The 22,564-nt window shown below is 63.6% G+C and carries 17 protein-coding genes; 11 read left to right on the top strand and 6 right to left on the bottom strand.

The window, feature by feature from the left end; genetic code table 11:
* The first annotated feature begins 133 nt into the window (after window positions 1-133).
* The 3 genes from ACIQ3Q_RS19895 (at window position 134) to ACIQ3Q_RS19885 (ending at window position 2,865) form a co-directional block, all read left to right on the top strand.
* Entirely contained in the window at window positions 134-670 is a 537-nt protein-coding gene (locus ACIQ3Q_RS19895; RefSeq protein ID WP_396270947.1) for a hypothetical protein, read from the top strand.
* A 313-nt stretch (window positions 671-983) separates the two neighbouring features.
* Window positions 984-2,417 carry a Fic family protein gene (locus ACIQ3Q_RS19890; protein WP_396270946.1) on the top strand — a complete coding sequence of 478 codons (1,434 nt, stop codon included), beginning with the start codon at window positions 984-986 and terminating at the stop codon, window positions 2,415-2,417.
* Window positions 2,418-2,616: 199 nt separating this feature from the next.
* Window positions 2,617-2,865, top strand: a complete 249-nt coding sequence (locus tag ACIQ3Q_RS19885) for a M48 family metallopeptidase (protein ID WP_396270948.1) — start codon at window positions 2,617-2,619, stop codon at window positions 2,863-2,865.
* An 80-nt stretch (window positions 2,866-2,945) separates the two neighbouring features.
* Here ACIQ3Q_RS19885 and ACIQ3Q_RS19880 read toward each other — a convergent pair whose 3' ends face one another.
* Both ACIQ3Q_RS19880 and ACIQ3Q_RS19875 read right to left on the bottom strand, forming a co-directional pair.
* The gene (locus ACIQ3Q_RS19880; RefSeq protein ID WP_396270945.1) at window positions 2,946-4,493 is read right to left on the bottom strand and encodes a methyl-accepting chemotaxis protein; all 1,548 of its coding nucleotides are present in this window, start codon (window positions 4,491-4,493) and stop codon (window positions 2,946-2,948) included.
* A 152-nt stretch (window positions 4,494-4,645) separates the two neighbouring features.
* On the bottom strand, window positions 4,646-5,671 hold the full coding sequence (locus tag ACIQ3Q_RS19875; RefSeq protein WP_396270944.1) for an RNA methyltransferase: 1,026 nt from the start codon (window positions 5,669-5,671) through the stop codon (window positions 4,646-4,648).
* A 103-nt stretch (window positions 5,672-5,774) separates the two neighbouring features.
* On the opposite strand from ACIQ3Q_RS19875, the gene ACIQ3Q_RS19870 reads away from it, so the two are divergent.
* The 3 genes from ACIQ3Q_RS19870 to ACIQ3Q_RS19860 are packed head-to-tail and all read left to right on the top strand — an operon-like array spanning window position 5,775 to window position 11,644.
* A complete protein-coding gene (locus tag ACIQ3Q_RS19870) occupies window positions 5,775-7,658 on the top strand; it encodes an acetylglucosamine transferase (protein ID WP_396270943.1) in 1,884 nt (627 codons plus the stop codon).
* A 15-nt stretch (window positions 7,659-7,673) separates the two neighbouring features.
* The gene (locus ACIQ3Q_RS19865; RefSeq protein ID WP_396270942.1) at window positions 7,674-10,262 is read left to right on the top strand and encodes a type I secretion system permease/ATPase; all 2,589 of its coding nucleotides are present in this window, start codon (window positions 7,674-7,676) and stop codon (window positions 10,260-10,262) included.
* Window positions 10,259-11,644, top strand: coding sequence for an HlyD family type I secretion periplasmic adaptor subunit (locus ACIQ3Q_RS19860; RefSeq protein WP_396270941.1), 1,386 nt, complete (start codon window positions 10,259-10,261; stop codon window positions 11,642-11,644). Before ACIQ3Q_RS19865 ends, ACIQ3Q_RS19860 begins: the two co-directional genes overlap by 4 nt.
* A gap of 13 nt (window positions 11,645-11,657) precedes the next feature.
* Here the strand turns inward: ACIQ3Q_RS19860 and ACIQ3Q_RS19855 are convergent, their stop codons facing one another.
* On the bottom strand, window positions 11,658-12,230 hold the full coding sequence (locus ACIQ3Q_RS19855) for a hypothetical protein (protein ID WP_396270940.1): 573 nt from the start codon (window positions 12,228-12,230) through the stop codon (window positions 11,658-11,660).
* Between the two features lie 161 nt (window positions 12,231-12,391).
* On the opposite strand from ACIQ3Q_RS19855, the gene ACIQ3Q_RS19850 reads away from it, so the two are divergent.
* On the top strand, window positions 12,392-13,795 hold the full coding sequence (locus ACIQ3Q_RS19850) for a TolC family protein (RefSeq protein ID WP_396270939.1): 1,404 nt from the start codon (window positions 12,392-12,394) through the stop codon (window positions 13,793-13,795).
* 30 nt (window positions 13,796-13,825) lie between these two features.
* On the opposite strand, the gene ACIQ3Q_RS19845 is transcribed toward ACIQ3Q_RS19850, so the two are convergent.
* Window positions 13,826-14,875, bottom strand: coding sequence for a Bug family tripartite tricarboxylate transporter substrate binding protein (locus ACIQ3Q_RS19845; RefSeq protein ID WP_396270938.1), 1,050 nt, complete (start codon window positions 14,873-14,875; stop codon window positions 13,826-13,828).
* A gap of 243 nt (window positions 14,876-15,118) precedes the next feature.
* On the opposite strand from ACIQ3Q_RS19845, the gene ACIQ3Q_RS19840 reads away from it, so the two are divergent.
* Both ACIQ3Q_RS19840 and ACIQ3Q_RS19835 read left to right on the top strand, forming a co-directional pair.
* Window positions 15,119-16,882, top strand: coding sequence for a CocE/NonD family hydrolase (locus tag ACIQ3Q_RS19840; protein WP_396270937.1), 1,764 nt, complete (start codon window positions 15,119-15,121; stop codon window positions 16,880-16,882).
* An 89-nt stretch (window positions 16,883-16,971) separates the two neighbouring features.
* The gene (locus ACIQ3Q_RS19835) at window positions 16,972-17,973 is read left to right on the top strand and encodes a GGDEF domain-containing protein (RefSeq protein ID WP_396270936.1); all 1,002 of its coding nucleotides are present in this window, start codon (window positions 16,972-16,974) and stop codon (window positions 17,971-17,973) included.
* On the opposite strand, the gene ACIQ3Q_RS19830 is transcribed toward ACIQ3Q_RS19835, so the two are convergent.
* Window positions 17,970-19,433 carry a hypothetical protein gene (locus ACIQ3Q_RS19830; protein ID WP_396270935.1) on the bottom strand — a complete coding sequence of 488 codons (1,464 nt, stop codon included), beginning with the start codon at window positions 19,431-19,433 and terminating at the stop codon, window positions 17,970-17,972. The genes ACIQ3Q_RS19835 and ACIQ3Q_RS19830 overlap by 4 nt on opposite strands.
* A 10-nt stretch (window positions 19,434-19,443) precedes the next feature.
* Window positions 19,444-20,436, bottom strand: coding sequence for a hypothetical protein (locus ACIQ3Q_RS19825; protein WP_396270934.1), 993 nt, complete (start codon window positions 20,434-20,436; stop codon window positions 19,444-19,446).
* A 332-nt stretch (window positions 20,437-20,768) separates the two neighbouring features.
* Between ACIQ3Q_RS19825 and ACIQ3Q_RS19820 the strand changes: the two genes are divergently transcribed.
* A complete protein-coding gene (locus ACIQ3Q_RS19820) occupies window positions 20,769-21,785 on the top strand; it encodes a hypothetical protein (protein WP_396270933.1) in 1,017 nt (338 codons plus the stop codon).
* A gap of 41 nt (window positions 21,786-21,826) precedes the next feature.
* Window positions 21,827-22,273 carry a type II toxin-antitoxin system VapC family toxin gene (locus ACIQ3Q_RS19815; RefSeq protein ID WP_396270932.1) on the top strand — a complete coding sequence of 149 codons (447 nt, stop codon included), beginning with the start codon at window positions 21,827-21,829 and terminating at the stop codon, window positions 22,271-22,273.
* The last annotated feature ends 291 nt before the right edge of the window (window positions 22,274-22,564 follow it).

Here is a 22,564-nt window from a genome sequence, read left to right as displayed (position 1 = left end):
ACTCCGCGCTAGACTGGGCTACACCCGCCGAATTCGCCCGGCAATGCGGCCAGCAGGCCCCACTGCCGATGTCAAAGGAGCCGGAAAGTTCTACTTCTGAGCGGTACTGATTCGGGGACAGGGTCAGCGTCAGGTGATCGTGTTCACTCATCGACTCAGCTTTATGGGGCTCATCGGCGAGAAAGCTCAAGACGTGGCCTCTATTCACATCCGACAAGAGACCTGGGGAGCCGGTGAGACTGGTGATGTGCCTTTGTATGGAAAGAAGCCTGACCCGGCCCTCAATGACCTACGGAACACCAGACTTACTCAAGCCCGAAAAGTCTTTGAAACCGAGGGCAGCGAGGCCTACTACCCACTTGGGAAGGCGATCTGCAGCGACTTCAGAACCTTGCTGGAAAGAATGGTCGAGTTCGTGCTGTTGGCCGATGTCGTTCAACGACATCGACGCGCCGTCACCACTCAAGGCAAGATCCATAGTCTTGCCAAGATCAAACGCGAAGATTGCGATTTGATCGAAGAGTTGATGTCGAAATACTCGCGTTATGAACACAGCCAGTCCAGCGAGGCCCCTGTGGATTTACCTGCTCCAGATGAGCTTAGAGAAGACATCAATCGCTTGATCGTTTGGCACGGTGATTTCACCAAGCGACCTGTTAGTGCGATTTAGTCATGTTTCTGGCATTTCCATCAACAATCTGCACGTCCGGTCGCATTGCTAGCAAACTTCTTGCTCACCCAAGCGGCTGGAGGTTGGTGCATAGCACTGAAGGATCAACTCAGCGAGCCAGCTTGATGTTTGCGAATCGCGTGCAGGGTTGCTGTAGCCGTCTCTCCAACTCCACAACACTTTGGCCGGTTTCCAAGGCAGTGGAACTAGCCACGGCACGCAGTACGGCCTTCCGGCTAGGCTTCTTGGGTTGCGGTGTCGGTGTTTTTCGCATGTTTGATTTTGATGCCACTAGGGCCTTGGGGCAATGTCCATGACTGAATCCGACCTCCAACGCATCCTGGCCTGCGGCGAAGACAGCCAGCATCAGTTCAAGCGCGACGCCACCAACACCGACGGCTTGGCCGCCGAGCTGGTGGCCTTGGCCAACAGCGGGGGTGGCCAGGTGTTGTTGGGTGTGGCGGACGACGGCAGCGTTGCTGGGCTGGACGCCGCCGCCGTGCGGCGGCTGAACCAACTGGTGAGCAACACGGCCAGCCAGCATGTGCGCCCACCGCTGAGCCCGGTGAGCCACAACGTGCAAACCGCCCAGGGGGTGGTGATGGTGGTCACGGTGCCCGATGGGCTGAACAAGCCCTATATGGACTTGCAGGGCCGGGTGTGGGTGAAGAGCGGGGCCGACAAGCGCCATGTGACTGCGCGCGAAGAAATGCAGCGCATGTTTCAGCGCGCCGGGCTGCTGCAGGCCGACCAGGTGCCGGTGCGAAACGCCACGCCGACAGACATTGACGAGCGGGCCTTTGGCCGTTACTTCGAGCGGCGCTATGGCCAAAGCCTGGAGGCCGCTGGCCTGCCCGTGGTGCAGTTGATGGAGAACCTGCAACTGGCGCAAGACGGCGTGCCCAACCTGGCAGGGCTGCTGCTGTTCGGCAAGCAGCCGCAGCGGCTGCTGCAGGTCTGCCAAGTGGGGGCGGTATGGTTCCCAGGAACCCACCTGGGTGACCTGAACTACCTGGACAGCGAAAACATAGACGGTACGTTGGCCGAGCAGTTTCAGCGGGGCATGGCCTTCATCAAGCGCAGCCTGCACCATGTGCAAGCGGGCCGAGGTTTCAACACCCTGGGGCAGTTGGAGGTGCCAGAAGAAGCCTTTGTGGAACTGCTGGTGAACGCGCTGGTGCACCGGGATTTTTTTATCAGCGCCACGATCCGGCTGTTTGTGTTCACCGACCGAGTGGAGATCATCAGCCCCGGCCATTTGCCAGATAGCCTGACGCCAGAGCAGATTCGCACCGGCATCTCGAACCGCCGCAACAAAGTGTTGGCCGAGCACGCGGCGCACATCCTGCCCTATCGGGGCCTGGGCACTGGCGTGCCGCGAGCGCTGGGCGCCTGGCCCAAGATCGATTTGGTGGACGAGCGCGACGCCAACCAGTTCCGGGCGGTGGTGTGGCGGGTGGCGACCCCACAAGTCACCCCACAAGTCACCCCACAAGTCCCCCCCCAAGTCACGCCCGAGGTCCAGCGCCTACTGACTGCCATCGTCGGCGAGATGAAACGGGTGGAGATTCAAACGGCACTGGGCCTGAAGGACAGAAAGCATTTTCTGGGCACCTACCTGCGACCCGCGCTGGATGCGGGCTTCATTGAAATGACAATCCCAGACAAGCCGCTGAGTAGCCAGCAACGCTACCGCCTCACACCCGCCGGGCAAGTCGGCCTGCGCGCCCTCACGCCCAAAGCCTGAGCCATGCGCTACGCCCTGAACGGGTCACCCAAGAACGCGACATAGCCCGGCTCACGGCCACCAAGAGCGCAGGCAGCCTAGAAACGCCAGCAACAGGCCGCGATGAAAGCCCAGGCCCGTGAAACGCCGCGCAGGTTTCGCGAACGCGAAAGTCATTGGCTGTTGGGGATACGGCACCTGATGACAAAGTTGCACGCTAATTCTTGCAGCGCATGAAAAAAAGTGGGGAAGCTGCAACCACCGGGCTGGACACATCCGCCTGAATACCGAACTGGTGAAGAAACCCAAGGACCTGGTGGAATACGTGGTGGTGCATGAGATGGCGCACCTGCTGGAGCCCACGCACAGCGAACGCTTTGTGGCCTTGCTAGACCGGCATTGGCCCCAATGGCGCGAAGCACGCAAAGAACTGAATGCCTTGCCGCTGGCATCAGAAGGCTGGGGCTAGTGCAACAGCCAAGGCCAGGTGCTGACAATGAACTTCACGGTGAAGCGGCGCGGCGGGGTTGAGCTGGCCGCACCCGCAACTCAGGCGCTTAGCTGAAACCTCTGCACCGCCACCTGCAGCTTGCTGGCCTGGTGGCTCAGGCTTTCTGCGGCAGCGGCGCTTTGCTCCACCAGGGCGGCGTTTTGCTGCGTGACATGGTCGAGTTGGCCCACCGCATCACTCACCTGGCCAATGCCGGTGGTTTGCTCGGTGGAGGCATGGCTGATCTCGCCAATCAAGTCGGCCACGCGGCGCACATGGGAGACGATCTCGGTCATCGTGGTGCCGGCATCGCCCACCAGGCGTGAGCCGGCTTCCACCTTCTCAACACTGCCGCTGATCAAGGTGCGGATCTCTTTAGAGGCTTCGGCGCTGCGCTGGGCGAGGCTGCGCACCTCGCTGGCCACCACGGCAAAGCCGCGGCCTTGCTCGCCGGCGCGGGCGGCTTCCACGGCGGCGTTGAGGGCCAGGATATTGGTCTGAAAGGCGATGCCGTCGATGGTGGCGATGATCTCGCCGATTTTTTTGGAACTGGCACTGATCTCGCCCATGGTGCTGACCACCTGGTCGACCACCGTGCCGCCGCGCATGGCGACCTCGCTGGCGGAGGCGGCGAGTTGGTTGGCTTGCTGGGCTGTGTCCGCATTGTGTTTGACGGTGGAGCTGAGTTGCTCCATGGCCGCAGCGGTTTGCTCTAGGTTGGCAGCTTGCTCTTCGGTACGTTGGCTCAGGTCTGCATTGCCGGCTGCGATCTGTGCTGCCCCGGTCGCAATGCTGTCTGCGCCGTGGCGCACATCGCCCACCACCGTGGCCAAGGCGTGAGTCATGTCCGAGAGCGCCCGCAGCATTTGGGCGGACTCATCTCGGCCCAGGGCTTCAACCCTGACCTGCAGGTCCCCTGCGGCCACGGCTCGGGCGACATGCACGGCCTCGGCGATGGGGCCGGTGATGGAGCGGGTCACCAACACCGCTGCGCCAGCGCCAAACAGCAGGGCCACGGCCAACATCGCACCCACTCGCCACAGCGCGGTGGTGTAGACCTGCTGCCCATGCTCATAGTCGGCCTGCGCATCCTTCAGCTGAAACTCCACCAGCTTGCTCACCGCCTCGCTCACCGGGTCAATGGCCGGATACAGGGCACTCGCCGCAAACTGAGCCAGCGCGGTTCGGTCATCTGCCTTCATCAGGCGCATTTCTTCAATCGCGGTGGCGTCTGCGGTTTTGATCAGCGCCTCAACGGCTTGGGCCAGCGCCACTTCCTCGCCCTCTTTGGGCAACTGGGCATAGGCCGCCCATGCGGTTTGGATGTCTTTGCGAGCCTGCTCAATGGCGGCAATGGCTTTGTCGGCAGGCATGGCGCCATCGCGCACCTTGTGGGCGGCATCCACAATGGCCACGGCATAGCTGTCCGCCACCACCTTCAACTGGGTCAGCGGCACGACTCGGCCCTTGTACAGCGACAACATGTCGTCGTTCAAGCTACTCATGCGCCATAGCGATGAGCCGGCCACCACCAGCATCAAGCTCAGCAAAATGCCAATCAGCACCGTCAGGCGCGCCCCAATGGAGATATGTCTCAACGACTGCATAGTGACCTTTCAGCAGCGCCGGCAAGACCGCTTGCGCTAGCGCAGATGGCATCCGCTCGCGCCGCCATCTCTGGGGGCTATCGGCCGATCTCCCTAAAGCGTAAGAGGCTATAGCCCCAGCCATCCCCTGAAAACAGCCGCTTTGCTGGCGCTTATCTGGCCTGGATGGGGATCACCCCAGCGCTCGGCAACTGCCGCGCCCGCAGCTGGCCACAGCCCCCATCCACATCTTGCCCGGCAGAGTGGCGCAGCTTGGTCAAGATGCCGCGCTGGTGCAAGGTGCGAGCCATGGCCGCGGCCTTCTCCCAGGCCGGGCGCCGGTAGGGCAACTCAGGCACGCTGTTGTAAGGGATGAGGTTGAGCACCGCATAGCGTCCGCTCAGCAGCCGGGTGATCCCTTCCACCTCTTCAGGTGTGTCGTTCACGCCGTCGATCAGCGTCCACTGCACCTGCACGGGGTAGCCCGTGGCGCGGCCGTATTCGTCAGCGCGCTGCACCAGTTCCTCCGGGCTCAGGCGCGGGGCGCGGGGCAGCAACTCGGCCCGCAAATCAGCCCGGCTGGTGTGCAAAGACAGCGCCAAGGCGGGTTTGACGATGCCCTGAGGCAAGCGCTCAAAAGCACGTTCGTCGCCCACCGTCGAAAACACCAAATTCTTGTGGCCGATATTGCCCAGCGTGCCCAAGAACTCAATAGCCTCCAGCACGTTGTCCAGGTTGTGCGCGGGCTCGCCCATCCCCATGAAGACCACCTTGCTCACCGCCCGGCGGCGGCGCGCCAGCACCACCTGGGCCACGATCTCGGCGCTGCCCACCTGGGCGATCAGGCCGTCTTTGCCAGTCATGCAAAAGCGGCAGCCCACGGCACAGCCGACCTGGGTGGAGACACACAGGCCACCGCGCGGCAGCAGCACACTCTCCACCGTTTGGCCCGAGGCCAAGGCCACCAGCAGGCGCTCGCCGTCTTCGCCCGGGTGTACCGAGTGCAGACGCGCCAGGCCCTCCCACTGGGCCAGCAGCTCAGGCAAAGCCTGGAACAGGGCTTTGGGCAAAAAGGTCTGCAGGGGCTTTTTGGCCGACTCCATGGGCAAGGCCTGCACCCAAGGGCGCAGCAGGCGCTGCTGATGCACCGGGGCTGCGCCCAGGTCGGCCAGTTGGCGGCGGATGTCGGAGAGTCGCATGAAAGAGGCGGTGGTGGCCGAAGTGGCGGGGCTTGGGCTGGCTTTTCTGGCACTTAGCGCCGCAAGCTTGTTCTTAGCATCAGGGGAAAGCGAATTCTCTCCTATGAGCACCACCTCTACCCTCCAAGCCCCTGGTAGCAGCCACGCCACGCCAACTGCGCCCGACGCCCAGCAAGCGGCCGCATTGGAACGCGCCCGTGCCGGCCAGATGCCGCTCAATGACCTGTTGGATCTGGCGCAGACCTGGCAGAACCAAGGGCACACCGCGCAGGCCGTTGTGCTGTATGCCGAATGGCTGGCCCACAACGACGCCCCGCTGCGCCATGTGGCCTGCTTCAACCAGGGCACGCTTCTGGCCGCGCTGCAACGCGACGACGAGGCCGAGGCCGCTTACGCCCAAGCCCTGGCGCTCTTCCCCAACTTTCAGCAAGCGCGCCTGAACCTGGGCCATGCGCTGGAGCGCAAAGGCCAGCCCGAAGAAGCCCTGGCCCAGTGGCAGGCCGTGGTGGACACCACGGCCGACACCCACCACGACGCCCAAAACCTGCGCCTGCATGCCTTGAACAATATGGCGCGCCTGACCGAGACCCTGCGCCGCTTCGACCAGGCCGAGGCGCTGATGGTCAAGAGCCTGGGCCTCAAGGCCGCCCAGTTTGATGTGCTGCAGCACTACGTCCACATCCGCCAAAAGCAATGCGAGTGGCCGGTGTGGCAGCCGGTGGCCCAGGTCACCCGCAACCAGCTGCTTCTGGGCACTTCGCCCTTGGCCATGCTGGGCGCCAGCGACGACCCTGCCTTGCAATTGCTGGCCGCGCAACGCTTTGTGCACGACCGCCTGCCCGCGCCGCCTGCCGTGCCACTGCACAGCCTAGGCCCCAAGCGCGAGGGCAAGATCAAGATCGGCTACCTGAGTGGCGACCTGTGCCTGCATGCCGTGGGCCTGCTCACGCCTGAGCTGCTGGAACTGCACGACCGCGAGCGCTTCGAGGTCTATGGCTTTTGCTGGAGCAAAGACGACGGCACGCCACAACGCGCCCGGCTGATCAAAGCCCTGGACCACCATGTGCGCATCGGCCACTTGGACGACACCACCGCCGCCCGGCTGATCACCAGTTTGGGCGTGGACATCCTCATCGACCTGCAAGGCCTGACCAACGGCGCGCGCCCCGGCATCTTGGTGCAGCGGCCCGCCCCGGTGCAGGTCAGCTATCTGGGCTTTCCGGGCACCTGCGGCATCCCTGGGGTGGACTACATCTTGTCCGACCGCTTTGTGCTGCCGCCAGAGCTGGAGCCCTTCCACACCGAGCGGCCCTTGCATGTGCCGCACTGCTATCAGGTCAGCGACCGGCAGCGCGAGGTTGCACCCACCCCCACGCGCGCCCAATACGGCCTGCCTGAGGATGCTTTCGTTTACTGCTCCTTCAACAACACCTTTAAGTTCACCGACGAGGTGTTCAACAGTTGGATGAAGGTGCTCAAGGCCGTGCCCGGCAGCGTGCTGTGGCTGCTGGCTGACAACGACTGGGCCCGCGACAACATGCTGGCCTGCGCGCTGAGCCACGGTGTGGCGCCCGAGCGCCTGATCTTTGCGCCGCGCGTCTCGCCGCCCGAGTACCTGGCCCGCTTCGCCCTGGCCGACTTGATGCTGGACACCTTCCCCTACAACGCCGGCACCACCGCCAGTGACGCGCTGTGGATGGGCCTGCCCATCCTCACGCTCTCAGGCCGCAGCTATATCTCGCGCATGGCCGGCAGCTTGCTCACCGCCGCAGGCCTGCCGGACTTGATCACCCACACCCTGCCCCACTACGAGCGCAGCGCCATTCGCCTGGGCCAAAACCCCGGCCGCATCACCTCGCTCAAGCGCTATCTGGCCGAGCAGGGCCGAAGCTCGCCGCTGTTTGACATGCCCGCCCGCGTGCGCGACATCGAAGACGCGCTGCTGCCCCTGGCCCACGCTGCCCGCCAAGCCTCCCACCCGACCTAAACAGGACCAGCCGTAGTGCAAGACTGGGACATCCCCGACCTGTCGGACCCTGGCGACGCCGATGGCAGCGCGCCAGGTGCAGCCGAGCCTTTGGGCGCAGCGCCGCCTAAGGCGCAAAGCGTCGCACCCAACGCTGCACCCAACGTCGCGCCCACCGCTGCGCCCACCACGGCCCCAACTGCGGCCACCGCCGCCCCAGCCCGGCCCGTGCCCACGCTGCCCCCTGAAGACGCGCTGCCGCCCCCAGCGCCCCCCCCGGTGCGCGCCGCAGCGCCCAAGCCGCCACCTGCAGCGCCCGCAGCGCCCCGTGCCGCGCCGCCGCAGCAAGCCACGCCGCCGCCCCCGCCGCCTGAGCCACCGGCCCCCCCGGCCTCCAGCGTGCCGCTGTGGCAGCCTGCCGCCGACATGCCCGATGGCCCCGAGGCCGACGCCCTGCTTCAAGCTTGCCTCTGGATGACCCGCCACCATGGCCGCGAGCGCTCCGCCGCGTCCTTGCTGGCGGGCGTGCCGCTGCGTGGTGGGCTACAGCCCGACCAGGCCGTGCGCGTGCTGCAAGAGGCGGGCTATCACGCCCAGTTGCTGGCGCGGCCGCTGGAAGACCTCTCCAACCTGCTGCTGCCCGTCATCGCCTTGCTGCGTGATGGCGACGCCTGCGTCATCACCCGCCGCATCTTCTCGCCCGACGGCGGCGACACCCACTACGAGATCGTCTTGGCCGGGGCCAGTGGCGCCACCTGTGTGGTGCCCGAGGCGGAGTTGCTGGACGAATACCTCGGCCATGTGCTGGCCGCTGCCCCGCGCTTGGGGCAGCACGCCCGGCGCGACCAACCCGACGCCTTGATCGAGCCTGGCAGCCATTGGCTATGGGGCACGCTGCGCCGCTTTGGCCCTTACTACCGCTCAGCCATGCTGGCCGCGCTGGTCAGCAACGTGATGATGATGGTGGGCGGCTTAGTCACCTCGGTGGTGTTTGACAAGGTCATTCCGCACCAAGCCTTTGTCACGCTCTGGACCCTGGCCGCCGGTGCCGCGTTGGCGCTGCTGCTGGACCTGGCCGCCAAGCAGATCCGCGCCCACTTGATCGACCTCTCCGGCCGCAAGGCCGACCTCATCATTGGCTCGCTGCTGTTCCGCCAAACCCTGGGCGTGCGCATGGAGCACCGCCCGCAATCGTCCGGCGGCTATGCCCACCACTTGGCGCAGATCGAGACGGTGCGCGACTTCTTCACCTCGGCCACGCTGGCCACGTTGTCCGACCTGCCCTTCATCGCCCTGTTTGTGGCCATGACCTTCATGATCGGCGGGCCGCTGGGTTGGGTGCTGCTGCTGTCCATCCCGGTCATCCTCATCATCGTGGCCGTCATCCAAGGGTCGCTCAGCCGCTCCATGCGGGCCAACCTGAACCACCAGACCGACCTGCAAGCCGTGTTGGTGGAAACGGTGGAAGGCCTGGAAGACCTCAAGGCCAGCGGTGCGCAAGGCCGCTTCTTGCACCGCTATGAAACCGCCACGGCCCAGGCCGCGGCGTCGTCACTGCAAGCGCGCTCCATCTCTAGTTGGAGCAACAACCTCAGCAGCGCCGCCCAACAGGCCGTCACGCTGATCATGTTGGTCTGGGGCGTGTACCTCATTCGCGACGGCATCATCACCGCTGGTGCTTTGATCGGCGCCGTGATGTTCGCTGGCCGCGCCATTGCGCCGCTGGGCAGTGTGGTCTCGCTGGCGGTTCGCTACCAAGGCGCCAAGGCCGCCATGCAGGCGCTGGACAGGCTGATGCAAATGCCGGTGGAGCGCGACGAGCAGCGTGCTTATGTGGCCCGCCCGCGCCTCAAAGGCGGCCTGGGCCTGCGCCACGCCAGCTTTGCCTACCCGCCCACCGGCCACGACCTCGCCCCCACGGTGCTGCAAGACATTGAGCTGACCATCAACCCGGGTGATCGCGTCGCCATCTTGGGGCGCATCGGCAGCGGCAAGTCCACACTGTTGCGTCTGCTGGCCGGGCTCTATCAGCCCACCCAAGGCCGCGTGGAAGTGGACGGCATTGATTTGCGCCAGATCGACCCCGCCGACTTCCGCGCCAAGGTGGGCTTTGTGACCCAAGAGCCGCGCCTGTTTGGCGGCAGCCTGCGCGAGAACGTGCTGCTGGACCGCAGCGCGGCCGACGCCCACCACCTGCCCACCGTGGCCCAGCTCACCGGGCTGGACCGCCTGGTGGCCAGCCACCCCATGGGCTGGGACTTGCCCGTGGGTGAGCGCGGCGCCCTGCTCTCTGGTGGCCAGCGGCAACTGGTGGCGCTGGCGCGCTGCCTCATCACTTCGCCGCAAATTTTGCTGATGGATGAACCCACCAGCTCGATGGATGCCCAAACCGAAATCGCCTTCCTCTCGCGCTTGAAGAGCGTGGTGGGCCAGCGCACGTTGGTGGCCGTGACGCACCGCCCCGCCGTGCTGGAACTGGTGACGCGGCTGATCGTGGTGGACAACGGCCGCATCCTGATGGACGGGCCTAAGGCCCAGGTCCTGGCCGCGCTGTCGGGCCAAGCCCCGCACCCGGCCGCTGCCGCCAAGGCGCAAGCAGCCCAGGCGGCAGGAGCAGGCGCATGAGCAAAGAGAAGCGCTGGCGTGCCGTGCTGTCGGGCCGTGCCGAGGGCGTGGTGGGTGGTGGTGGCGCCATGGCGCCGCCTGCAAGCCGACCGCTGCATGTCGCTTCTTCAGCCGCGCCGCCCAAGGCGCGTTGGCGCTTCTGGCCCTTTGGCGGCTCAGGCGGTGCCAACCGACACCGCCCGGTGCGCGAAGAGGATCTGAAGTTTCTGGACGCTGTCAAAGCTGCCCAGCAAGTGCATGCCCGCCCCGGCGCCAATGCCGCGCTCTACCTGATCGTGGTGGGCGTGGCCGCCATCGCGCTGTGGGCCGCGACCACCCAAGTCGAGCAGATCACCCGCACCGAGGCGCGGGTGGTGCCTGAAGGGCGTGAGCAAGTCATCTCCAGCCTGGAAGGCGGGATCTTGCGCGAGCTGATGGTGCGTGAAGGCGCCCAGGTCACGGCAGGCCAGCCTTTGGCGCGGCTGGACCCGACGCGCTTTGAATCGCAGCAAAGCGAGGGTGCATCCCGTGTGCTGTCCCTCAAAGCCACCTTAGCGCGCCTCAAGGCCGAGGCAGACGGCCGCGCGCTGAGCTTCCCCGACGACGTGATGCGAGAAGCCAAGCTGGTGGCCGCAGAAACCGACGCCTACACCGCCCGCCGCCGCTTGTTGGCCGAAGCCATAGGCGCCAACCAAACCAGCATTGCGCTGGTGCAGCGCGAGCTGAACGTGGCCCAGCACATGAGCGAGCGCGGCTTGATGTCCGACGTTGAAGTGATGCGCCTGAAGCGCCAGATCAACGACATGCGCCAGCAATCCCTGGAGCGCGCCAACCGCTTTCGGCAAGAGGCCAGCACCGAGCTGTTGAAAGTGCAGGCCGAGTTGGCGCAACTGGAAGAGCAAATGGTGGCGCGGGAAGACGTGGTGAAGCGCACGGTGCTCAACTCGCCCGTTGATGGCCTGGTGAAGAACATCCGCGCCAACACCTTGGGCGGTGTGGTCGGGCCCGGTGCGCCCATCATGGAGATCGTGCCCAAGACCGCACGCCTGCTGGTGGAGGCCAAGGTCAAACCTGCTGATATTGGCTTTGTGCGCGTGGGCCAAACCGCCACCATGAAGCTCTCGGCTTACGAGTTCAACCTCTATGGCGGCTTGACCGGCAAGGTCGAATCCATCAGCCCCGACGCCCTGGGCGACGCCGACAAACCCGGTGGCGGGCCAGACGCCACGTGGTTCCGCGCCCTGGTCAGCATCGACACCTCGACCCTGCAGGCGCAGGGCAAGGAGTTGCCCCTCATCCCCGGGATGACGGGCACGGTGGAGATCAACACCGGCCAGCGCAGCGTGCTGGACTTTGTGCTGCGCCCCTTGATGAAGGCCAAAGAGGCCTTCCGGGAACGCTAAAGCACGCCTGAGGTCAGAAGTAGTAGTTCAGACCCAGGGAGTAATGCGCTGCGTCGATCTCCTTGGTGCCCTGGCGATAGCTCTCATTCGTCCAGCGCAGCGAGAGGCCAAACTGACCGAACAAATACTCCGCATCCACGATCAAGCCCTTGCGGCTGCTGAGCCGATAGTCGCCCACCGTTGGCACGGCCGCGCCACTGGATGACACGCGCGCCTCAAAGGGCATGCGCACACCAAAGCCAATGCGCAAGCGGTCGTTGTAGTGGTACTTGGCCATCAACTCCAGGGGAAAGCGCTCAAACTTGACGCTGCCGTTCCTGGCTCTGACGCTGCTGAGGTGATAGCCCAAGCTACCCACCACCGACCATTCCGGCTCCAGCCGGTAATCCAGGCCCAGCTTGAACTGCGTGCCCCTGCCGGCACGCAGGTTGTCGCTGGTGCCATCGGTGTACTGCACGGGCACCAACACGTCGCCACCGGCGCCTAAGTCCAAGCCCGCAAAGCCGGTGATCTTGCCGGGCTCGGCGGCACAGGCCGTACCGCCCATCAGGGCCAACATCGCGCCAGCCCACACTGTCTTCAACATCATCCGTTCCTTGTCGATGGGGTGTTATGCGAAAGCGGTGATTCTAGGTGGCGGCACTCGCCTGCCGCAGAAACGCAGGGCCAGAGCGGCGCTCATTCGCGCTTTAAGGCCCTCAAGGTGGCGGTCTACTTTGCACAAGCAACTTCGACCAGGGCGCTCTCGTGCCCTTGCCTGCCATGGACACCTATCACCACCGCACTGCCCGCTATCGCACCAGAGCGCCCCGCCCTTCTCTGCCCGGCAAACCCGGCGCGCTGGCAGCCGTGGTCATCGCCCTGCTGGCTGCCGCACTGGTGAGCACGCGCAGCGAAGCAGCGTCAGCCTGTGTCGATACCTCTGCCAGCAGCCGAGGCGAAGTCTCTGACCCCAGCGCAGCACGCTTGCAACTGGTCAGCCTGATGGCCGCCGCGCAAAAGCGCAGCCAAGCCATTGGTGCTGCCAAGCTCCTGGCTGACGCGGCCAGCTTCGATGTGGAAGAGGTGCGCGCCATTGGCAAGCCGCAACTGAGCTTCAACACCAGCGTCGGGCCAGCGGGCAGCAAGCCCGAAGGTGGCGAGCACAAGTCGAGCATGCAGTGGCGCACCGGGGTTAACTTCTCGTGGGCGCTGTATGACCACGGCCGCGTGGAACACCTCACCCGCTGGCGCGCCAGCTTGGCTGATGCCGCCCAACAAGGCCAGATCAGCTTGTCTGAACAAGTGGCCCTGCAAACCGTGAACCTGGCACTGGACCGCAGCCGCCACCGCCTGCACACCCAGGTGTGGGGCCAGTATGCGGCCAAGGTCTGCAAGCTGGTCGATTCACTCGAGCAAATTGTGGCAGCCGACAAAGGCCGTGGCAGCGAGCTGGTGCAAGCCCGCAAAACACTGCAGCAAGTGCAGCTCTCGCAGGCCCAGGCGCGCACCCAGCTGGCCGTGACGGAAACCCGCCTCAAGCGCTTGGTGGGGGATGAACTGCCCGAGCCCGCCAGCCTCTCGGCCCTGCTGCCCGGCGTGCCGGCACTGGCCGACTTGCAAGACAGAGCCGTCCGCTCGGCTGACATCGTGGCCTTGGACGCTCAGGCCAAAGCCGCCGCCAATTTGGCCCAGGCCACGGTGGCCTCGCAGAAGTTTCAGGCGGGTTTGGCCGTGGGGCTGAGCACGGCCATTGGCAAAGAAAAGTCGGGCGCTTGGAATGCAGGTGTCAGCCTCAGCATGCCCATCTTGAACCCCGGCGCAGACCCGGCCGCCCAAGCCGCGCGCCTGCGCGCAAGCGCGGCCAAGCTGCAGCGCGACGATGCCTTGGAATCTCTGCGCAGCCGCCTAGCCGAAGTCCACCAGCAAGCCGAATCGTCCACCGTGCGCGCCCGCGAAGTGGTGGGCGTGCTGCGCAACAGCGAGCGCGTGCGCGAAGACACCTTGGCGCAGTGGCAGCAGTTGGGCCGCCGCTCTTTGTTTGACGTGATGTCCGCCGAGGGCGACCACTTCAACCTGCGCTTGGCCTATGTCGATGCCCTGCACGACAGCCAGCAATCCATGGCCTTGCTGTGGTCGCTGGCCGGGGGCATCAGCCAGCCCTTGAACTGATCTCCCGGTTCTGGCAGGAGTTGGGCAGGCTCAGGCTTTGAGCTTCAAGATCATGGCAATGGCCTCGGCCATGGCCTGTTCAATGGTCAGGGAGTCGGCAAAGTCTTTGCCGATCAAGGTGGCCACGTTCCAGTTCTTTTCGGCCACGGTTTGGCGCCATTGCGGCGTCTCGGTGGCCCGGCTGATGATGCGGCGCAGGTTGGCCTGCTGCTCTTCGCTGATCTTGCCCGCGGCAAACACGCCTCGCCAGTTGGCCAAATCCGTTTGAATACCGCCCTCAGACAGCGACGGAATGCCATAGAGCTTGCGGCGTGAAGACACCGCCAGGGGTGTCAAGACCTTGGCCTCAATATCGGCCTTGAACTCGCTGTAGCCGGAGATCGCCACACTGGCCTTGCCACTGGTGATCATGGCCACGGCCTCTTTGCCACCAGGGTTGGGCTCGTACTTGAGCTTTGAGACATCCAGACGCAGCTGGCGCGCCATCATGGCGGCCAGCATGTGGTCCACCCCACCGGCCGAGCCGCCGGTGAACACCACACTGGAGAGGTCGCGCTTCATCTCGTCGGCCAGGTCTTTCAAGTCCCTGATCTTGGACGTTGCACCGCTGACCAACACCATGTAGTCGCTGGTCAGCCGCGCCAAAGGGGTGACCTGGGCCAGCGTCACCTTCGGGCGGCTTGCCGCGATGGCACCCACCATCACCATGCCGCCCACCAGCAAAGCCGCAGGGTCACTGGAGAAGCGCTCGACAAAGTCAGCCAGGCCGATGGTGCCGCCCTTGCCGCCTTTGTTTTCGTACTCCACCTTTTGGGCCAAGCCGGCCGCCTGGATGGCTGCGCCCAGTGCGCGGCCAGTTTGGTCCCAGCCGCCCCCGGCATTGCCGGGGATCAAGACGCGCAGCACCGGCAAGGGCACCGGCGCTGGCCCAGCGGCGGGGGCCGGCGCGGCGGCGGGGCGAGCTGCAGCGGGCGGCCGGGCCGGCGCAGTGGCGGGCGTCGCCTGCGCTTGAGCCCCTTGGGGCAACACCGAGCACAAGGCGCCTGCGGCGCCTGCCAAGACGCAGGAACGACGATCCATGACTACTTTCAACGTCAAAGTAGCTGGGAGTGTCGCTCATCTGGGCCTGGCGCCGCCAAGGGCCCGCCTCTCAACGGGGCATTGGCCGCCAAACCGCTTGAAACGCACGTTAACGGTGCAGACGCGCGCTTTGAAACACTTCCATGCCATTTTCCCCACAGAAGCGGGTTTTTACGACTATCAGCCAAGAAACATAGCTCTCACAATAAAAACGAACGATCGTTCTTTTTAAGGAGACAAGTGATGACCACGTCCCGCCCTTCCCGCTCCGTCTTGGCCCGTCGTTGGCGCCACACCTTGGCCTTGGCTGCGGCCAGCCTCAGCATTTGGGCCGCACCCGGCGCCCAGGCGGGTATCACCTGCCGCCCCGCCACGCCGCTGGAGGCGGCCACTTGGGTCAGCCCACTGGCCAAACCCGGCGTGATCTCGCCGCGCGACGGCACCTGCTTTGCCACCGGCTACACCGTGGTGGGCACCGATGGCGTGCGGATGACGGCGAATGTCTTTCTGCCTGCAGGCGCCAACCAGCCCGGCCGCAAATTCCCCGGCGTGGTGTTCATCTCCTCTTGGGCTGCGGCGGACTTTTTTGAATACCTGGGCCAGCAACAGCGCTTGGCACAAGAGGGCTATGTGGCCATGGCGTACACGGCGCGGGGCTTCTACCTGTCGGAAGGCACCGTGGGCGTGGCCGGGCCGCAAGATGTGTCGGACGTGTCCTCTGCCATCAACTGGATGCTGACCAACACCCCGGCCGATGTGAACAACATCGGCGCCAGCGGCATCTCCTACGGCGCAGGCCTTTCGCTGCTGGCTGCTGCGGCAGACACCCGCATCAAGGCCGTCACCGCCTTGTCGGGCTGGGGCACTTTGATGGACCAGCTCTACGGCCAAGACACGCCCAACCCCACCTGGGCCAACATCCTCTTTCTCTCTGGCGCAGTGACGGGCCGCTTGGACCCTATCGTGGGCGAATACAGCGCGGCCATTCAAAACCCCGACACGCCCAAGAGCAAGATCGACGAGATCCGCGCCTGGGGCGCCGAGCGCTCGCCCTCGACCTTTGTGGCGGCGCTGAACCAGCGCAAGGTGCCGATCTTCATCTCCAAGAACATGCAAGACGACATGTTCCAGTCGGCCTCTAGCCTGAGCCTGTTCAGCCAACTGACCGGGCCTAAGAAGTTTTTGCTCAACCCCGGCATCCACGGCATGACCGAGCTGCCCGGCGCCACTTTGGGGCTGGACAACTACCCCATGGACCAAGCCCGCCGCTGGATGAACCGTTTCTTGAAAGGCGAGCAAAACGGCATTGACCAAGGCGCCAAGCTCGATTGGCAAGTCAAGTTCAGCACGCGCCGCGAAACCCTCTCCAACTGGCCCGCGCCGGAGCTGAAAAACACCACTTACCACCTCAGCCCACGCGGCGCCTTCTATTGGGACATCTGGTGCTTCTGCTTCCGGGGCCACCACGGTGGGATCTCCACCGCCAAGAACACCAAGGCCGGCAGCGACGCCATGAGCAACCTGCTGGACACCACGGCCACCACCGGCCTGATCCCCATCCTCTCCACCACCGGCGAGAGCATTGGCCTGCCTGTGCTGAACTACATGCCCAGCGTGGCCTGGAACCACGGCATTCGCTATGAAGGCCCGGCCCTGAGCAAAACCCTGCAGATCCGCGGCATTCCGCAAATCAAGCTGCGCGTGACCCCCAGCCAGAGCCGGGGCATGGTGGTGGCCTATTTGTATGACGTGAACCCCTTGGGCTTTGCCACGCTCATCACCCACGGCGCGCGCGCCGTGCACTGGGCCACGCCGCGCAAGACCATCGACTTCCCCATCGACCTGGCGACCACCGCCTATGACCTGCCCGCCGGCCACCACATTGGCATCGTGCTGGACACCGCCGACAGCCTCTACGGCGCGCCAGTGCGCTTTGGCGAGGCCTTCAGCATGAATGTGGAGTTCTCCTCAGCCACCAGCTCGACCTTGGTGCTGCCCACACGCTGAGCCTCCAACCCCCCGGAGCCGCCGCTCGCCCGCACCGGGGCAGCAAAGCCCCGACTGGAGTTCGGCCGGATTCAGCCGATACAAGCGGCATGGATGCGTCCGCGACCCAGCCCCGATCACCCACGAATGTGCTTCTCAGCATTCGTGGGCGCATCACGGCACGCACGGGTGTGATTGCGGCGTGCTCGATCCTGCCCTTTTGCCTGTCTCACGCCAGCGAGGGGCGCTACGCGCTGGCGGCCATGGACCTCCTGGCCGCCTTGATCTTTGGGGGCAATGCCTGGGCGCTGATCGTCAGAGACCGGCCCATCTTGCCCTACCCCGTGCTGGTGGCGGCTTTGTCTTTGGCGGTGTTGGGCTCGGTGCACTTTCTGGGCGGGGCGGCACTGCATTGGGCCTTCCCGGCCACCATGTTTTTTTACATGGTGCTGCCGCGCAAGCATGCCGATGGGGCTTGCTCTTTGTTCTTGCTCACCGCCGCGGGCCTGGCTTACTTTCATCTGGGCCTGGCAACTTGTTTGCGATTTGCGGTGGCGGCGGGCCTGACGCTCTTGCTGCTGAACGTGGTGATCGGCCTGTTGGACGAGCTTCAGCAACGCTTGGTCGACCAAAGCCTGACCGACCCGCTGACGGGTGCGCTGAACCGGCGCGGCCTGGACAACGCGCTGCGCCAACTGACCGACCAGGCCAACCCCGCCCAGCAAGCCGTGCTGCTGTCGTTTGATGTGGACCACTTCAAGGCCATCAATGACCGCCTTGGCCACGCCGAGGGCGACGATGTGCTGCGCCGAGTGGCGAACATGGCCAAAGCGCACTTGCGCGCGGGGGACCAGCTTTACCGCGTCGGCGGCGAAGAGTTTGTGCTGGTGCTGAGCAACATCTCCCCGGGCGATGCACAAGGCTTGGCCGAGGACTTGCGCACCCGCATTGCCACCGCCGCCATCCTGCCGCACGGCGCGGTGACCGTGAGTGTGGGCGTCAGCGCTTGGCAGCCTGGATTGACCCCGGACCGCTGGCTGCGCGCTGTGGATGCCGCCATGTACCAGGCCAAGCAAGCTGGCCGCAACTGCGTGGTGGTGGCCGAGCCCTAGGCTTGGCTCAGCCCAAAGTCGGCCCGCACAGCGCGGGCCTTTTGCCGCTCGGCCAAGCTGGTGGGCTGCTTGACCAACACCACCCGGGCGCTGGCGGCGCCTTGGGGCCCGTCTTGCGGAAAGCCCTCTGCGTTTTGCCAGCCCACGTGGCGCAGTTGCAAGCGGTGCTCAAAGCTGCCGCTGCCCCAAAAGCTGTCGGTCCAGGGCGCTAAGGCCTCGTGCAAAGCCTCTTCAGGCGTACGGCTAGAGGCCTGCGGCGGCTGCCAGCGCAGCACCACCAAGCCCTCTTCGGCCAGCAGGCGCACGGCGGCGCCCAGCGCGGCGGCATGGTCGGGGCGGCCCGGGCGCCACAGCCCTAAGTCCACCACGGCCAAGCTGCCCAAGCGGGCCTCCCAGGTGGTGGGCAAGGCTGCGCCCAGGTCCAGCACTTCATCGCAATCGGGGGCTTGCAGGCCTTGCGGGGCACGGACATGCCACCAGCCGGGCCAGCGGGCCTCGTTGGCGCCCAGCAGGCGAAGGCGGTCTAGCAGGGGCGCAGCTTGGCGGGCGGTGCTGCTGGCGGCCCAGGTGGCCTGGGCCAAAGCCAGTGCAGCGGCCACGCCGCCATGCGGCCCCGCTTGCCACTGGGCCAAGGCTTGTTCGGCTTGGGCCACAAAGCCATCGCTCAGTGCGCCACCGGCCAAAGCTTGGGTTAAAGACTGCGGCGTGGGCTCAAACCATTGCACGCCCGCCATCAAGGCCGGCGGCAAGCTGGGGGGGACGCTTGCGCGCTCGGCCAGCACGGGCGTGCCGTGGCGCAGCGCCAGGGCCATGCCCAGCGCATCGACAGGCGCGTCGTCTTCACGCAGCAGCATCAGCATGGCGCGGGCTTGGCCGCACAAGGCTTGGCGCTCGGGGCCAGCCAGGCTGTGGCCCCAGCGCTCTACGCCAATGCCCATCTGGGCCATGCCAGCCAGCAGCGCGCCTTGGCGGGCCGTCGCCTCGCCCGGCATCAGCAAGCCCAAAGGGCGCTGCGCCAAGGGGGTGGTGGGGGCGGCGCCCTGCAGCGGGCCGGGCAGCCAGTGCGCCAGGGGCGGCTCGCCGGGCTGGCCGCTGCGGTAGCTGGCCTCGGCGCCGGGCTGGGTCTCAAGCACCGGCCAGCGCTTGAGCAAGCGCAGCGCCGCCGGGGGCATCTCGATACTGCCGGTTTTGAGCGGCACGGTGTTGACCAACACACAGGCGTGGCCTGCAGCGGCGGCAGCGTCAAAGCCGTATTGCACACCAAACACAAAGTTCACGGCGTCTGGGCGCAACTGCTGGCGGGCCAAGCTGACGGGCAGGCCTGCGGCTTGCAAGTCTTGCTTCAGGGCCAGTGCGGCGTCCAGGGTTTCCAGCGCTTGGGTGTCCCCCCAGGGGTGGACGACACAGATATGGGCTTGCAAGGGGATGTCGGCCTCAGGGGCGGTGTGGAGTGGGCTCAAAGGGTGCTCCTTAGGCGGCCAGGCGCTGGCGGGCACGCTGGGCGATCAGGGCCTCTAGCGTGGCCAAGCAGGTGTAGCTCTCTTGCAAAAAGGCTTGGCGGTGGTCTTCGATCCACTGGCGATAGGCCGCAAAGCCTTCGGCCATGCGGGCGTGGTCCACCATGGCCTCACCAATGCGGGCCAGCACTTGCGGCACGCACAGGGTGTGGCGCTCGTCAAACTTGTAGTCGGCGCCAATGGGCACATCCACCGGGTTACCGGCGCTGCCCTGGGTGTTGGTGATCACCACGCAGCCGCACAAAGCCGCCTCGCGGGGGATGCGGTCTCGGCCCGGGTGCGGGCCAAAATCGACATACACCTTGGAGCGGCCCAGCAATTGCGCCACCTCGGCGGGGCTCATGTTTTCAATCGGCACCCACTGGATCTCAGGCGGCGATGCCGCCATCAGCTTTTGCGTGAACTCCAAGCCCTTCTTAGGGTTGTAGGCCACGATGTTTTGCTTCTCGCCGCCGCGCAGCGCACGGGCGCGCTCGACGATCTCGTCGCGCACATAGTCGGTCAGCATCAGCGCACTGGCGCCCTGGCGCGCCACAAACTGCCGCGCATATTCAGATTGGGCCAAGTGCACCACGCCAAAACGCGGGTCAAACACAAAGTCCAGCGGCCCGCGCTGTGCCTTTTGCGCCTGGCGCATGGCCTCGTTGCGCATGGCAAAGTGCTCCACGCTCAGCCACCACAGCGCCCGCGTGGCGTGGCGCAGCTCTAGCAATTGCAGCGTGCCCGTCTCTGGCACCACCACCACGCTGTCAGGCGCATCGACGATGTCGCGCACCACCCGCGGCCGGTACATCTTGAACACCGCTGGCGTGGGGTCTGGGTCATCCTCTGGCAAATACACCATGGCCATGTCGTAGCCCAGGCGCTGCCCGGCGTCGACAAACTGGTGCAGGGCCTCTGGCCCCCCGGTGACAGAAGAAGCTGGGCACAAGACATGGACTTTCATGCCTTGAGTCTAGGCAGGCGGGGCGGCGGGCAACGGTGAGAAAAAGGGGGTGGTTGGGGGGCAAACCTGGGGGGTTGGGGTGGGTACCGTGTAACGCACAGATTAGGGAAATCGAGGGCAAATTGCGCACTGAGAAGAGCTCTTCCAGGGGCCAAAGCCGGTAAAGTGGCTGAGGGCCGCTTAGCCGAACTGCCGGATTTTCTGTGCTATTTCAAAGTGCGTCTGAACATGAAAATCATCATTCCTAACAAGAACTTAGGAGCCACGCGCTCAAGCCTTTCTAAGGCTGCTGGTTTTTCGGGTGACAGGCATCTGTCGACACACATAGATTTATGAATTTTGATTCAATGAAATCGTCCATCAACTTCTTGAAGCTTGTATATCCGCCTGTATCAAACCAATGCGCCGAATGGCTGTGGAAGGATCCCGTTGTAAGAGAATTCGTAAGTCGTAGCAAGCTGTATATGCTTGCCCAACGCCAGGAAGTGCACTTTCGTGAATATCGCATTGACGAAGAAAATCGTCGGTTCGAGTTTTCATTATCGTGTGGTGATATCACAAGAACTGGCCTGTCCGTTCGCTTGGAAGACCTCGCTATATACTCAGAAAAAGACGTGGAGTTCGAGATTGGGCCTCAGATTTTTCGGATGTGGGCCTTCGAAAAGGGGAAGAAGGCGAAGGAACTCCTCTACTGGGCCAGTACGGAAAAATTTCTATACGATCTATGGCGCAAGCGTTTTCCCGTCTCGGGCACCCTCGATGTTAGAGATTTTACGAAGTACCAGTTGTACTACGTGGGCATCTCCAAGAAACAAGACAGTTTTTCTCGCCTATTTAAAAATGGGCACAAAAACAGGGCAAGAATTCTAAGTAACGAAACACAGATGACCCCAACCGCAAGGCTAACGGATGAAATATTCATATTCTTTTTTGATGTAGAAGATTTAAATATTGTATCCTTCGGGGATGACGATAAAATTGATCTACCGATAAAAACCCGAAAAGAATGGTTGATTGCCGATGCCGAAAAGGCTTTCGTGAAAATCCTAGATAGCAAATACAACGACGAGAAATACGAGAACTACCCTCTTGGTGGCGACGGCCTATATGGAAGAGGCATAGATCGCTACGGATATATTATTGATGAAGATATTGAGTTCGTTACCAAAAATCGTAGCTTCCGGGGTGTGCACAAATATTTCTCCAACCAGTCAGTGCATCCGGACTTTATTTTTACAGAGGGGGATACAGTGACGGTCATAGATCATGAAAAATCCGCGGCATATGCGAAAATGCATAACCCGGCATCCAACCGGACGCTGTGCGATAAAGCTGCAAAGTGCCAATAATCTCGACGGTAGTCCTTCACTTTTGCAATCAGCGGCCTGACATGAAATACATCTTTGACTCCAACGTCTATGACTATCTTCACGATAAATCCATTGCCACAAATGAGATACGGAGCATTGGCAGCATCTTCATAACAAATATTCAGCTGAGCGAAGTAATAAACATCCCTGACGAACAAAGAAGGCGAGCATTGCTAGCCACCATCGATCGAGTTGATCCTCAGAAACTTCAGCTGTTATCTGGCGTATGGATAGACGCGTTGCAATGGGATGAAGAGCAAGTATGGATCGATGATATTAATCCAGCTTGCACGAATTTACTGGGAAATGCCACAAAGAACATTCCGTGGATGGATGCTCTAATTGGTGAAGTGGCATTGCATCAAGGGTTAATATTGGTCACCAGCGATCAGAAGTTTGCGGCAAGAGCCGCTAGCAACGGAATTCAATGTGTCACGCCAAACGACCTATTTAGCAAGAACCAATAAATACTTGAAGGCTGACGCGTCCCAAAGTTAATGGCATCTGACACCGGCCGGGGCTCAACACGAACCCACACGGTCCGGCTTCGTGCACCAGATGCAAGCGGTGTCAAACGCTCACCACCTTACGCAAACTCTTGTCCAAGACAGCTAGGCCGCCCTTGATGGTGCCTAACAGGCTGCTGAAAAACCGCCTTGATCATGCAGCTTTGGCGCCCGACTTAAAGTCTGAGTTGAGTGCGTTTCGTGATGCGGGAAATCGAGCCCGAATTTCATCGATTTAGTGCGGTTTTCATG

It is taken from the genome of Ideonella sp., from assembly GCF_044358605.1.
Lineage (GTDB): Bacteria > Pseudomonadota > Gammaproteobacteria > Burkholderiales > Burkholderiaceae_C > Ideonella.
This window is presented reverse-complemented; position numbering and strand designations above follow the sequence as displayed.